This window comes from Arthrobacter sp. S2(2024) (assembly GCF_036662515.1).
Taxonomy (GTDB): Bacteria; Actinomycetota; Actinomycetes; order Actinomycetales; family Micrococcaceae; genus Arthrobacter.
Genome location: NZ_JAYKZI010000003.1, coordinates 149,636 through 162,526 on the forward strand (window position 1 = coordinate 149,636; position 12,891 = coordinate 162,526).

Annotated in this window: 14 protein-coding genes; 8 read left to right on the top strand and 6 right to left on the bottom strand. The window is 64.2% G+C overall.

What is annotated here, in order from left to right:
• Positions 1–47: 47 nt before the first annotated feature.
• Both VLA65_RS07205 and VLA65_RS07210 read right to left on the bottom strand, forming a co-directional pair.
• Positions 48–824, bottom strand: coding sequence for an ABC transporter permease (locus VLA65_RS07205; RefSeq protein WP_306959616.1), 777 nt, complete (start codon positions 822–824; stop codon positions 48–50).
• Positions 821–1,786, bottom strand: a complete 966-nt coding sequence (locus VLA65_RS07210; RefSeq protein ID WP_284988214.1) for an ABC transporter ATP-binding protein — start codon at positions 1,784–1,786, stop codon at positions 821–823. The genes VLA65_RS07205 and VLA65_RS07210 overlap by 4 nt, the downstream gene beginning before the upstream one ends.
• A 152-nt stretch (positions 1,787–1,938) precedes the next feature.
• On the opposite strand from VLA65_RS07210, the gene VLA65_RS07215 reads away from it, so the two are divergent.
• The 8 genes from VLA65_RS07215 to VLA65_RS07250 all read left to right on the top strand — a co-directional run bounded on the left by VLA65_RS07215 (position 1,939) and on the right by VLA65_RS07250 (position 9,833).
• Entirely contained in the window at positions 1,939–2,706 is a 768-nt protein-coding gene (locus tag VLA65_RS07215) for a helix-turn-helix transcriptional regulator (RefSeq protein WP_059389270.1), read from the top strand.
• An 11-nt stretch (positions 2,707–2,717) separates the two neighbouring features.
• The gene (gene sufB, locus VLA65_RS07220; protein WP_284981344.1) at positions 2,718–4,193 is read left to right on the top strand and encodes a Fe-S cluster assembly protein SufB; all 1,476 of its coding nucleotides are present in this window, start codon (positions 2,718–2,720) and stop codon (positions 4,191–4,193) included.
• A gap of 2 nt (positions 4,194–4,195) precedes the next feature.
• Complete coding sequence (sufD, locus tag VLA65_RS07225; RefSeq protein WP_306959620.1) at positions 4,196–5,524, top strand: Fe-S cluster assembly protein SufD; 1,329 nt, start codon at positions 4,196–4,198, stop codon at positions 5,522–5,524.
• A 26-nt stretch (positions 5,525–5,550) separates the two neighbouring features.
• Positions 5,551–5,907, top strand: a complete 357-nt coding sequence (locus VLA65_RS07230; RefSeq protein WP_059389267.1) for a non-heme iron oxygenase ferredoxin subunit — start codon at positions 5,551–5,553, stop codon at positions 5,905–5,907.
• A 38-nt stretch (positions 5,908–5,945) separates the two neighbouring features.
• The gene (gene sufC, locus VLA65_RS07235) at positions 5,946–6,740 is read left to right on the top strand and encodes a Fe-S cluster assembly ATPase SufC (protein WP_284988212.1); all 795 of its coding nucleotides are present in this window, start codon (positions 5,946–5,948) and stop codon (positions 6,738–6,740) included.
• A gap of 14 nt (positions 6,741–6,754) precedes the next feature.
• Positions 6,755–7,087, top strand: a complete 333-nt coding sequence (locus VLA65_RS07240) for a metal-sulfur cluster assembly factor (RefSeq protein ID WP_059389266.1) — start codon at positions 6,755–6,757, stop codon at positions 7,085–7,087.
• A 126-nt stretch (positions 7,088–7,213) separates the two neighbouring features.
• Entirely contained in the window at positions 7,214–8,623 is a 1,410-nt protein-coding gene (locus tag VLA65_RS07245; RefSeq protein ID WP_332602119.1) for a class I adenylate-forming enzyme family protein, read from the top strand.
• Complete coding sequence (locus tag VLA65_RS07250) at positions 8,616–9,833, top strand: thiolase family protein (protein WP_332602120.1); 1,218 nt, start codon at positions 8,616–8,618, stop codon at positions 9,831–9,833. The genes VLA65_RS07245 and VLA65_RS07250 overlap by 8 nt, the downstream gene beginning before the upstream one ends.
• Here VLA65_RS07250 and VLA65_RS07255 read toward each other — a convergent pair.
• The 4 genes from VLA65_RS07255 to VLA65_RS07270 all read right to left on the bottom strand — a co-directional run bounded on the left by VLA65_RS07255 (position 9,830) and on the right by VLA65_RS07270 (position 12,873).
• Positions 9,830–10,453 (bottom strand): energy-coupling factor transporter transmembrane component T family protein, encoded by a 624-nt coding sequence (locus VLA65_RS07255; RefSeq protein WP_059389265.1) that lies wholly within the window; start codon positions 10,451–10,453, stop codon positions 9,830–9,832. The genes VLA65_RS07250 and VLA65_RS07255 overlap by 4 nt on opposite strands.
• Positions 10,454–10,576: 123 nt before the next feature.
• Positions 10,577–11,308 carry an energy-coupling factor ABC transporter ATP-binding protein gene (locus tag VLA65_RS07260; RefSeq protein ID WP_332602121.1) on the bottom strand — a complete coding sequence of 244 codons (732 nt, stop codon included), beginning with the start codon at positions 11,306–11,308 and terminating at the stop codon, positions 10,577–10,579.
• An 18-nt stretch (positions 11,309–11,326) separates the two neighbouring features.
• Positions 11,327–11,941, bottom strand: a complete 615-nt coding sequence (locus VLA65_RS07265; RefSeq protein WP_059389263.1) for a biotin transporter BioY — start codon at positions 11,939–11,941, stop codon at positions 11,327–11,329.
• Between the two features lie 158 nt (positions 11,942–12,099).
• On the bottom strand, positions 12,100–12,873 hold the full coding sequence (locus VLA65_RS07270; protein ID WP_332602122.1) for a YrzE family protein: 774 nt from the start codon (positions 12,871–12,873) through the stop codon (positions 12,100–12,102).
• Positions 12,874–12,891 lie beyond the last annotated feature (18 nt).

Here is a 12,891-nt window from a genome sequence, read left to right on the forward strand (position 1 = left end):
TCTCGGTACTCAATTCACGCTGACGTTTTGGTTCCACAACGGGACGCTCAGTTCCATTTGAACCAGCGGACGGCGGCCGCGCCAGGAACGATGGTCCACAGCAACAGCACAAGAACGTAGGGCAGGGAGACGCTGCCATGGAGGAAAGCGTCCCTGAGCGACTGCCCCAGGGCTCCCGAGGGCAGGAAATGCACAATGTTCTGTGCCAGTTCCGGCAAACGCTCGGCAGGAACCACGATTCCGCCGAGGGCGCCCAGCAGAATCCAGAGCAGGTTCGTGATGGCGAGGGTTGCCTCCGGCCGCACTGTACCGGCAACCAGAAGCCCGAGCGCGGTGAAGGCGGCAGCGCCGAGAACCAAAAGCACCAGGCCCGGAAGCCAGCCTTCGGGACGCGGATGCCAGCCCAGCAACCCGGCCACGGCGCCGATCACCAGGACCTGGAGGACCAGGACGGCCAAGACGGCGATGATCTTGCCGGCGATGAGGCCGGTCCGGCCCAAGGGAGTGGTCGAGAGGAAGCGGAGCACGCCGTAGCGCCGGTCGAAGCCCGTGGCGATGCCTTGGCCCGTGAATGCCGTGGACATGGCGCACAATGCGAGGACGCCCGGCGTCGCGATGTCCACGCGGCTGGCGCCCAAGCCATCGAGCAGCGGTGTGACGGCGAGTCCCACCAAGGCCAGCAAGGGCATGATCACAGCCAGGATCAGCTGCTCGCCGTTCCGGATCATGGTCAAGGTTTCGTAGCGCCCCTGCAGCAGGATCCTTCGCATCAAAGGTGCGGGTCCGGCGTGGGGTGTGCTGCGCACGGGGATCGCAGTGGTCATCGGATGTCCCTTCCGGAAATGTCCAGGAATACGTCTTCCAAGCTGCGCGCCTCCAAGCGGAGGGACGCCGGCATAATGCCCTTTTCGGCCCACCAGGCCGTGAGTTTGGCCAGATGTTGCGGAGTCAGCGTGCCTGCGATCGCGTAGCTGCCTGCCCGGCTTTCCGTGATGGTGAGTTCGTCGCCGATGGCCGCGGCTATGTCGAGTCCGGCCGGGGCATCGAAGAACAGGGTGCGTTCGGTCACGCCGTCCATGGCCTCGTGGCCGTGGCTCAACAAGTCGGCGACGGTGCCCTCTGCGACGTTGTGACCGGCGTCGATGATGTAGACGTAGTCGGCAAGCCTCTGGGCGTCATCCATGAGGTGTGTGGTGAGGATGATGCCCATGCCGGCATCCCGCAGTTCGGCGATGAGCTCGAAGACGATCTGGCGGGACTGGGGATCGAGGCCCGCGCTGGGCTCGTCCAGGAACAGGACTTCGGGGTTGCCGATCAAGGCGGCCGCAAGCGAGAGCCGTTGCTTCTGGCCGCCCGACAGGCGGCGGACTCCGGTGCGGCTGAAAGTGTCGATGCCCAAGCGCTCCACGAGTCCATCCAGGGGCAGCGGGTTTTGGTACATGCCCGCAATGTGCCGAAGCAAGGGGATGGGCCGGGCCGACGGCGGGAGGCCGCCGTCCTGCAGCATCACGCCGACGCGCGAACGAAGGTTCGCGCCGGCCGTGTCGGGGTCTTCGCCAAGGAGCGCGATGCGGCCGCCGGTACGTTTTTGAAGGCCTTGCGCGCATTCGAGCGTTGTCGTCTTGCCCGCACCATTGGCACCCAGCAAGGCAGTGATCTGGCCGCGCTCTGCGAACATTGACAGGCCGCTGACTACCCGGAGCATCTTGCCGTCAAGGGAAGCCAGCGGGCCAACGTCCTTGATGAGTCCATCGATGGTGAGGACAGGGGATTCGGGGGATCGCACCAGAGTATTCTACGTGAAGTAGTAGGGGTGCGGCGGGCAAGGTGCCGCAGGCCAGCCTTGCCTTACTGGATGCCCGGACTAAATTACGACATGATTGTGTTGTGTATTCCATGAGGAGTTCTGTTTCCGTGCCCGCAGGGCATAGCGCGGTCATGCCTGTGCCCGGTGGCACAGCTGCTGGCGCGGCTGACGCGGAAGACCGCACCCGCGACCGTGTACTCAACGCGGTGTTGGAGCACGGCCCCGTCAGCGCGGCTGAACTCGGCGACATGCTGGGTTTCACCCCCGCAGCCGTCCGCCGTCACCTGGATCACCTCCAGCGCGCCGGGGTCATTGAGGTAAAACGCGTCGCGAAGGCGGGTGCCGGCGCAGGCCGGCCGGCCCGTCGCTATGTCCTCAGCTCACAAGGGCAGTCGAAGCTCGGGGATGACTACCTGAACATTGCCAGTTCCGCGTTGCGGAAGCTCCGGGACCTCGCAGGCGAGGAAGCTGTCAGGGACTATGCGGTGGAGCGCTTCGCCGAAATGGAAGAGCGCTACGCACCCGAAGTGGACCTGGCGGGTTCCGACATTGCGGCCCGCGCTGTGGCACTGTCCAAGGCGCTGAGCAGGGACGGATATGTCGCGTCCGCTGCGTCTATTGAGACCAAGGCGCCGTTGCCCGCTTCCCTCTCGAGCGTCCAGCTGTGCCAAGGCCATTGCCCCATCCAGCAGCTCGCCGCGGAATTTCCCGTTTTTTGCGACACCGAGACCGAATTGTTTTCCCGTTTGGTCGGTGTCGACGTCCGCAGGCTTTCCACCCTCGCGCAGGGCGGACATGTCTGCACCACCCACATTCCAACCGGCAGGCCGGCCGCCAAGGAAGCCCTCGGGTTTCCGAAGCTGCGGGCCACGCCCCATGTCGAATCCAACAATCAGTAAGAAAGGCCGTGATGACGGGTCAATTAGCTGAAGGAACAGCAGAGAAAGCGCTAGCTGACGGTGCTGTGATCTCGGAGATTCTGGAGAAGAATCCCGAGCTGCACGGTATTGGCAACTACGAGTACGGATGGGCTGACAAGAACGACGTCGGCGCCAACGCACGCCGTGGTCTCAACGAAGAGGTAGTCCGCGACATTTCGGCCAAGAAGAACGAGCCGCAATGGATGCTGGATCTCCGCCTGAAGGGCTTGAAGTACTTCGACCGCAAGCCCATGCCCACCTGGGGTGCAGACCTCTCCGGCATCGACTTCGACAACATCAAGTACTTCGTGCGCTCCACGGAAAAGCAGGCTGCCACGTGGGAAGACCTCCCCGAGGACATCCGCAACACCTACGAGAAGCTGGGCATCCCGGAAGCCGAGCGCAGCCGCCTCGTGTCCGGCGTGGCCGCGCAGTACGAGTCCGAGGTCGTGTACCACCAGATCCGCGAGGACCTGGAAAAGCAGGGAGTCATCTTCCTGGACACCGACACCGCGCTGCGTGAGCACCCGGAGATCTTCCAGGAATACTTCGGCACCATCATTCCGGTGGGCGACAACAAGTTCGCTTCGCTGAACACGGCCGTATGGTCCGGCGGTTCCTTCGTGTACGTCCCCAAGGGCGTCCACGTGGACATCCCGCTGCAGGCCTACTTCCGTATCAACACCGAGAACATGGGCCAGTTCGAGCGCACCCTGATCATCGCGGACGAAGACTCCTACGTCCACTACATCGAAGGCTGCACCGCTCCGATCTACACTTCGGACTCGCTGCACTCGGCAGTGGTGGAAATCATCGTGAAGAAGGGCGCCCGCGTCCGTTACACGACCATCCAGAACTGGTCCACCAACGTGTACAACCTGGTCACCAAGCGCGCCATCTGCGAAGAAGGCGCCACCATGGAATGGATCGATGGCAACATCGGCTCCAAGGTGACCATGAAGTACCCGGCTGTCTACCTGGTCGGCGAGCACGCCAAGGGTGAGACCCTGTCCATCGCCTTCGCCGGCGAAGGCCAGCACCAGGACACCGGCTCGAAGATGGTCCACATCGCGCCGAACACCAAGAGCTCCATCATTTCCAAGTCCGTTGCCCGCGGCGGCGGCCGTGCAGCCTACCGAGGCCTGGTCCAGGTCCGCGAAGGCGCCAAGCACTCCGCCAACACGGTGCGTTGCGACGCCTTGCTGGTAGACACCATTTCCCGTTCCGACACCTATCCCTACATCGACATCCGCGAGGATGACGTGGTGATGGGTCATGAGGCCACCGTTTCCCGAGTCAGTGAGGAGCAGCTCTTCTATCTGATGTCACGCGGTATGCCCGAGGACGAGGCCATGGCCATGATCGTGCGCGGCTTCATTGAGCCGATTGCCCGTGAGTTGCCCATGGAATACGCCCTTGAACTCAACCGCCTGATTGAACTGCAGATGGAAGGATCCGTCGGTTAGCAATGACTGAAATCACTACTGAAAAGGCCCGCATCGGCGCGCCCTCGGCACAGCCATTTATTGACGGCTTCACCGAAGAAGGCGAGAACCTCTCGCCTGTCAACACCGGCACGAACACCTCTTCCACCTCGGAAAAGACCTCGGAACAGGCTCCTTCGGCCGGACCGCTTGCGGGCGCCTCGGCCAAGAGCCACTCCCACGGCGGCGGCGTTGGAATTCCGGACAGTTCGCGCGCAGGTCGACTGACCTCGTACAAGCTGGCCGACTTCAAGCCCCTCACCGGACTGGAAGAAGACTGGCGCTTCACCCCGCTCAAGCGGCTTCGCGGCCTACACAACGAGGTCCTCTCCGGTTCGGCACCGTCGGTCGCCGTGACCGCCCCGGAAGGCGTCGTCGTCGAGACCGTGGGGCGGGACGACGTCCGCATCGGCTCCGCAGCCATCCCGGAGGACCGCGTGTCCGCCAACGCTTGGGAGAACTTCACCGAGGCCACCGTCATTACGGTGCCCGCGGAGCTCCAGCTCGACGGCGAAGTGTCCGTCCTGCTGACCGGCACCTCCACTGAAGCTTCCGCCCAGCACATCGTGATCGTGGCAGGGCGCTTCTCCAAGTCCCGGATCGTCCTGGACCACCAGGGCAGCGCGATCGTTTCGGAGAACGTCGAAATCCTCGTCGAAGACGGTGCCGACCTGACGGTCATCTCGCTCCAGGAATGGAACGACGACGCCGTTCACGCCTCTTCGCAGCAGGCCAAGCTGGGCCGGGACGCCAAGTTCAAGCACATCGTGGTCAGCCTCGGCGGCGACGTCGTGCGCATGACTCCGTCCACGCGCTTCACGGCGCCGGGCGCGGAAGCCGAGATGTTCGGCCTGTACTTCGCCGACGCCGGCCAGCACCTCGAGCAGCGCTTGTTTGTTGACCACGCCGTGGCCAACTGCAAGTCCAACGTCCTCTACAAGGGCGCCCTGCAAGGCCGCAACGCGCACACGGTGTGGGTCGGCGACGTCCTGATCCGCAAGGAAGCAGAAGGCACCGACACCTACGAGGCCAACCGCAACCTGGTCCTCACTGACGGTGCACGCGCCGACTCGGTGCCGAACCTGGAAATCGAGACCGGTCTGATCGAGGGTGCCGGCCACGCCAGCGCCACCGGCCGCTTCGACGATGAGCACCTGTTCTACCTGATGGCACGCGGCATTCCGGAAGACGTCGCCCGCCGTTTGGTGGTCCGTGGCTTCCTCAACGAGATCATCCAGCAGATCAAGGTACCGGCACTCGAAGAGCGCCTCACCGAAGCTGTTGAGCGTGAGCTCGCCGCGAGCGACAACTAATTCAAGCCAAGCAGGGAAAACAGACTATGAGCGATCAGCCACAAGGCGAACTGGTATGCAACGCCAACGAGATCCAGGTCAAGCAGGCGCTGCGCATCCTGATCGATGACTACCCCGTAGCCATCGTCAAGGACTCGATGGGGGAGATCCACGCCATCGGCGACACCTGCTCGCATGCGGACATTTCGCTCGCCGAGGGTGAAATCGAAGGCTGCGCGATCGAATGCTGGGGCCACGGCTCCCAGTTCGATCTCCGCACCGGACAGCCCTTGCAGCTCCCTGCCTATGACCCCGTCCCCGTCTTCGCCGTCACCCTCGACGGTGACGACGTCTACGTGGACGTGACCAACGTTGTGAACGGCGCGTCAGTACAGAACTACTGAGCGCCAAGTGCCTAAAGACTTACGAAAGAAAGAAGAGCATGTCTACTCTTGAGATCAAGGACCTGCACGTCAGCATCGAGACGGAGCAGGGTACCAAGGAGATCCTGAAGGGCGTCAGCCTGACCATCAAGACCGGCGAGACCCACGCAATCATGGGCCCCAACGGTTCGGGCAAGTCCACCCTGGCGTCTACCATTGCCGGCCACCCGCGCTACAACGTCACGAGGGGCACCATCACGCTCGACGGCGAAGACGTATTGGCCATGACCGTTGACCAGCGCGCCCGTGCAGGCGTCTTCCTGGCCATGCAGTACCCCGTAGAGGTTCCGGGCGTCACCATGACCAACTTCCTGCGCACCGCCAAGACGGCAATCGACGGCGAAGCTCCCGCTCTCCGCACCTGGACCAAGGATGTCAAGGCGGCCATGCAGCAGTTGCGCATCGACGCCGACTTCGCACAGCGCAACGTCAACGAGGGCTTCTCGGGCGGCGAGAAGAAGCGCGTGGAGATCCTCCAGCTCGAACTCTTCAAGCCGAAGTTCGCCGTGCTTGACGAGACCGACTCCGGCCTGGACGTCGACGCGCTCAAGGTCGTCTCCGAGGGCGTCAACCGCGCCCACGCCACGGGCAACATGGGTACTTTGCTCATCACCCACTACACCCGCATCCTGCGCTACATCAAGCCGGACTTCGTCCACGTGTTTGTTGATGGCCAGGTTGTCGAAGAGGGCGGCCCCGAATTGGCCGACCGCCTCGAAGAAGAAGGCTACGACCGTTACGCCACGGGCGCCGGCGCAGCCACCATCGCTGCTGCCGCAGCAGCACAGGCCTAGTTAGGACTCCCGCCATGACCGAAATCAACGCGGCTCGCACCAGCCTCGAGGACGTCGAGGAGGCGCTCAAGGATGTCATTGACCCGGAACTCGGTGTCAACGTGGTGGACCTTGGGCTGCTCTACGGTCTGAAATACTCGGAGGAGGACGGCGCCCTGCTCATCGACATGACGTTGACGACGGCGGCCTGTCCGCTGACGGATGTCCTCGAGGAGCAGGTCGGCCAGTCCCTCGACGGCATCGTCGACGACTGGCGCCTCAACTGGGTATGGATGCCGCCATGGGGTCCCGAGCGGATCACTGACGACGGCAAGGACCAGATGCGGGCACTCGGCTTCAACATCTAGGATCCCCACCGCTTGCTTAAAGTACGACGACGGCCGGCCACCTTTCGCGAAAGGTGACCGGCCGTCGTCGTACCCGCACAGCGTCACAGAAGGCCGGGGAGCTGGCGCAGAGGCTAAAATTCGATGATGCCTTTTCTGGACAAACTTCAGCTCTGGGCCGATGACCGCCCCGACGACACCGCCGTCGTCGTCGGCGGCAAACGGCTCAACTGGGCTGACCTTCGGGACGCCGCAACGTTGCGCCTGGGCGAGACCGCCGCGACGACGATACTCGCCGAGCCCAATTCCCTGGACTTCGTGGTGGCGTACACGGCCGCGGTGGCCGGCGAGCGGCGCTGCGCCGTGCTCGACCCGTTGTGGCCGCACGCCATGATCGATGAGGTCACCGGGAGGATGAGGCAAGCCGGGTCCGCCACCGGCCTCCACCATGGCGAAGGCGAACAGCTGACCGACGGCGATCCGGACTCCACGTTCCTGATCGGCCTGACATCCGGAACCACGTCCGTCCCCAAGGCCTTCACCCGTTCACGGCGTTCGTGGCAGGTCTCGTTCGACGCCTCCATCGAATTCTTCGGGCTGACGCCGGAGGACAGGACGCTTGCGCCCGGACCGCTGGCCGCGAGCTTGAACCTCTACGCCTTGTCCGAATGCTTGTATGCGGGGGCGGCTTTCCATACCCTGGAGACCTTCGACGTCGGCGATGTCCACGCGGCCATCGCTTATGACGGGGTCACCCGCCTTGTCCTCGTGCCTACTATGCTGCGCCTCTTGAGTGAGCGCGGATTGACCGGGGGCGTGGACGCATCCGGTGTTCGGAGCATTATTTGCGCAGGCTCGAAGCTGGACGCCCGTACCCTTGAGGCGGCCAGGCGGTGGGCGCCCAATGCGGCAATTTTCGAGTATTACGGTGCGTCCGAGCTCAGTTTCGTTTCCGGAACGCGCCTTGCCGCCGGGGAACCGCTCGACGCCGGCGGAACGGGAATCGGCCAACCGTTTCCCGGCGTCGAACTCAAGATCATGGACGACGACGGCGCGGAGCGGCCCGAAGGGGCAGACGGGAATATCTGTGTCCGCTCCGGCATGGTCAGCAACGGGTATCTGTGGGGCGACGACGGCCAAGCGCTGCGGTGCTTTGACGGTTGGTACACGGTGGGGGACCAGGGCTATGTGGACTCCGGTGTCCTGCACATCCTCGGCCGTCGGTCCGACATGATCATCACCTCCGGGAGGAACGTCTATCCCCACGAGGTGGAACTCGCCCTGACATCGGTCCCCGGGGTCTCGGCGGCTGTAGCGGCCGGGATGTTGGACGAAGTGCGCGGCCAGAAAGTCGTCGCCGGAATCGTACCCGCCTATGGTTCGGTGACGGCAACCCAAGTGAAGACGGGACTGGACGGTTTGCTCGCCCGGGACAAGCGACCCCTGCGGTATTTCACGCTGTCCGAATTGCCCGTGACGGACCGCGGGAAGGTCAGCCGCCAAATGTTGCTCGACTGGATTGAGAACAACGATCCGCGGGCGAAACCCCTTGCCTAGCCGTGAGCGGGCCACGGGGCTGGACCCCTCGCGCCAGCCGGTGATCATCGCCGCCTTGCGTACACCAATTTGCCGGGCCAATGGGCAACTGAAGCCGCTTCGCGCCGAGGAACTCCTCGCTCCCGTGCTGCGCTCACTCCTGAAAGCCACCGGTGTTGCCGGCCCGGACGTCAGCGACGTCGTCATCGGCAATGCGGTGGGCGGGGGCGGAAACCTGGCCAGATATGCCGCATTGCTCGCGGGACTGCCCGTGGGTGTTCCAGGACTGACCGTGGACCGGCAGTGCGGTTCCGGACTCGACGCCATCGCCCTGGCCTCCCGGCTCGTGGCCGCGGGGGGTAACGGCGTCTTCCTCGCCGGGGGTGTGGAGAGCATCAGTACTGCTCCGTTGCGTGCCAGGCGAAATCCGGACCCCGACGGCGAGCCGGACTTCTACACCCGCGCCACCTTCGTGCCGCCCGGGTTCGGGGATCCGGACATGGGTGTGGCCGCTGAAAACGTAGCGCGGGAGTGTGGCGTCAGTCGCGAACATCAGGACGGGTTCGCCGTGCGGAGTCACGAGCGCGCCGTCGCTGCCCGTGCCGCCGGCGCATTCGCCTCCGAAATTGTTCCCTTGGAAGCCGGGGGCACCGTGGTGCAGGCGGATGACGGACCCCGGGCATCCCTCAAGGCCGGACTCATGGCCCGCTTTCCGTCGGCATTCGTACCGGGCGGCACTGTGACCGCCGGAAACTCGTGCTTCGACGCTGACGCGGCCTCCGCCGTCGTGATCACCTCACTCGAGCGCGCACGGCAACTTGGTGCCGCCGACGGATTGCTCGTCCTGGGCTGTGACACCGCGGGGGTGGACCCGGAATTGCTGGGGCTCGGAGCTTCGGTGGCGGCCAGACGGTTGCTGGCCGGGCTCGATCTTGAACCTGCGGAACTGGACCTCGTGGAATTCAACGAGGCATTCGCTTCGCAGACCCTCGCCTGCCTTGAGGCGCTGGGAGTGGAACCGGAACGGGCGAACCTCGACGGCGGTGCGCTGGCGTTGGGACACGCCTACGGTGCGTCGGGCGCTGTCCTGGTAACGCGGCTACTTGCCCAGGCCCGCAGGATTGCCGAAGATCAGCCCGGCCGGGAGAGCCTGGCACTGGCAATGATTAGCATCGCGGGTGGCATGGGCACGGCGGCAATGTTCCAGTACTCCCAGTTGCAGGGCAATTAGTCTTCCGCGTCGCCAAGACCGCGCGCGGCCAGGGCATCGCCGGTCTGGCGCGCATAGGCAACCGTGGTGATGAATACCGGCAGTACCAGGGCGCGGGGATTGCGTTCGAGGCCGCGCGCACGGGCTGAGTCACGGACATCGGAGAATGCGCCGGCGATGAACGGAAGGCTGCGTAGCATAATGGCGATGGTCAGCGCGAAACGCTCGGGGTCCGCCCCGAACCGCTTGAACGGCTTGGACAGGGCAACCACCCCGTCCAGCAACGCCTGCACCGGAGTCGTGACCGTCAATACCGACGCCGCAACGACGCAGACCAGCACATTGAGCACGATCCGCGCGGCTACGGGGCCGCCCAGTTGCCACCATTGGAAGGCGCCGATCACGGCGAGGATGGGCGTCACGAGCCACACGGAACGCGCGAGACGTTTGAGTCCCGCGCCGCTGAGCAGGAAGAGCACGCACATCACCCCGAGGACGGCTGCCGAGACAAGCCAGTCGACAACGAGGAACGACGCCAGGCCGCAGCCGGCAACGAGCAGGAACTTGAGCCATAGGGGAGTGCGGTGCACGATCGAGTCGCCCGGCACATAATTCGGGATCAGGACCCCGTGGCCCCTCACGTCGCCTCGACCTTGCCTTGTGCGGGCTCAGCGGCGCACAGCGCGCGGTAGTGGGGGGNAGGGGAGTGCGGTGCACGATCGAGTCGCCCGGCACATAATTCGGGATCAGGACCCCGTGGCCCCTCACGTCGCCTCGACCTTGCCTTGTGCGGGCTCAGCGGCGCACAGCGCGCGGTAGTGTTCGACGGCGTCGGCTGCTCCGCCGTCGAACACTATCCGTCCGCAATCCACCACGAGGGCACGATCCGCTTCGAGGGCGAGGTCGAGATCGTGGGTGGACATGATGATCTGTTGCTCCAGGCCCGCAAGCGTCCGCCTGAGCAGCTCCCGGTTGCGCAGGTCCAGCAATGTTGACGGCTCGTCGAGGACCAACACGCCGGGGTTTACCGCGAGGACTGCGGCCAGGGCGAGTAGTTGCCGTTCGCCGCCGGACAGCTCGTAAATGCTTTGGTCGGCAAGGTCGAGGAGCCCGAACCGTTCCAGGACAGCTTCCGCCCGGGCTGTACGCTCCTTGGAGTTCTTGATGGAACGCCGCAGTGATAGTTCGACGTCTTCCCGCCCGGTCGGCATGACCAATTGCGACAGGGGGTCGGTGAACACGAATCCCACCTGGCTGCGGACCTGGCGAACGTCCCGCAAGCTGTCGGCGCCGTTGACGCTGACGGTGCCTTCGCTGGGCGCCACCAAGCCGTTGAGCAAGCGCAGCAGGGTGGACTTTCCTGAGCCGTTCGCCCCGATGACTGCGATGCGTTGCTCTGTGAGGTCCAACGAGACGTCCTGCAGCAGAGTCTTGGGCGCCGGACTGCCATCGACGGCTACGCGCACCGCGACTTCGCTGAGAATGATGGTGTTCATGTACCGATTGTTCCCGCTTTATTTGACGCGGCGGACCAGGATGTCAGGGAAGGCCTTGTGGAGCGAGACGGCGATGATCGCAGCAAGGACGTTCTTGATGGTGTCGCCGGGGTAGTAGGGTAGATCGGCCAGGAATGCCTTGGCGAAGTCGAACTTGCCATTGACCATGAAGCCAAGCACTCCGAGGCCGTGGATGAGGACGATCGTGCTGATCATGGCTGCGGCAAACAGGAAAACGGCGCGGTATTTGACGGTCTTGCGGATCACGATTGCCGCCAGCCAGCCGGTGGCGGCCGCCGCCAAGGGAAAGGCGATGATGTAGCCGGCCGACGGTGTCGCCAGGATACCGAGCCCGCTGCGACCTCCGCTGAAGATCGGCAGTCCCGCGAAACCAAGCAGGGTGTAAAGCCCGACGGCGGCAAAAGCCCGCCCGCCGCCGAGCACAAGGCCCGTGAGGATGACGGTGAGGGTCTGCAGGGTGATCGGCACGCCCAGGGCGCCCACCGGAATGCCTGGAATCAGTGTTGAGGCGGCCACGAGGGCTGCGAATACCGCAATGAGGCCGATGTCCGTGGACGTCCAGCGGGTTCGGGGTGAAGTTTTTCGCGTGGATGCGGTTTCGGTGCTGCTCATCGTGAGTCCTATCTGGTGCCGGGGCAGAGGGAATCCCCTGAAACCGACACTACAGAGCGGCCTGACACTGCATTTTGTAGGGTGTCCACGAGCAACGCGCCCGGGCCTTGGGGCCAAGGTACAAAGAGCGGCGCTGTTGGTTGCCGGAGCCGCCTTGGCTAAGCCTCGACGTCCTCTGCTGTTGGGGTAAAGCCCGCGCGGTCAACCCTGCGGTGGTAGTGCATTCCAGCCAGTCCGCCCAGTGCCGCGGCGATGAGGGTCACTGCTGCCACGACCAGGGCGGCGATGATGCCGATGGTGCTCAGCTGTCCCTCATTCACCGGAATCCTCGGGAAACTGTTCACGGTGGCGAGGATATTGAACCGCGGTCCGGCGAACAAGCCCAGCAACGCGACCAACACGGCGACAATAATTGCCCAAAACCAGACCATGAGCCCCTGCCTGATGCCGTTGAACCGGGCCATGCGTCCGGCAACGTAGCCGCCGCAATAATAGGAGAGGAACAGGATCACCAGAAGCGCGATGATCCCGGCAATGCCGACGGGCTGCGATGATGCCAGGTTCGCTGCGTCACTGACGTTCGCGTTGTTCGCGAGTCCAACAGCGATCCCGGCCGCCGCCACGAGGGCGACCAGGAGCACGGCCATTCCCGTGGCGGTCAGCCAACCGAAGAAGGCCGAGCCGATCTTGATTCCGCCGAACTGCTCCTTTTCGCGGGCGATGACTGTCTCCCGGGTGGCGGCGTTTGGGTCTGATGCGGCGCGAACCACGGGGTAGCTGCTCGTCTCGTCGACGTAGCTGTTGTCAGTGTAGCCAGGGCCGGTTCCAGGTACATCTCCTACCCGGTCACGGCGTGGTTCGGTGTAAGGGACTTCATCCTGGCCGCGGTGGGCCCGGACGTGTTTGCCATCGGATCCTGTTGTGCTGCTCATCGAGAGCCTCCTTCGCAA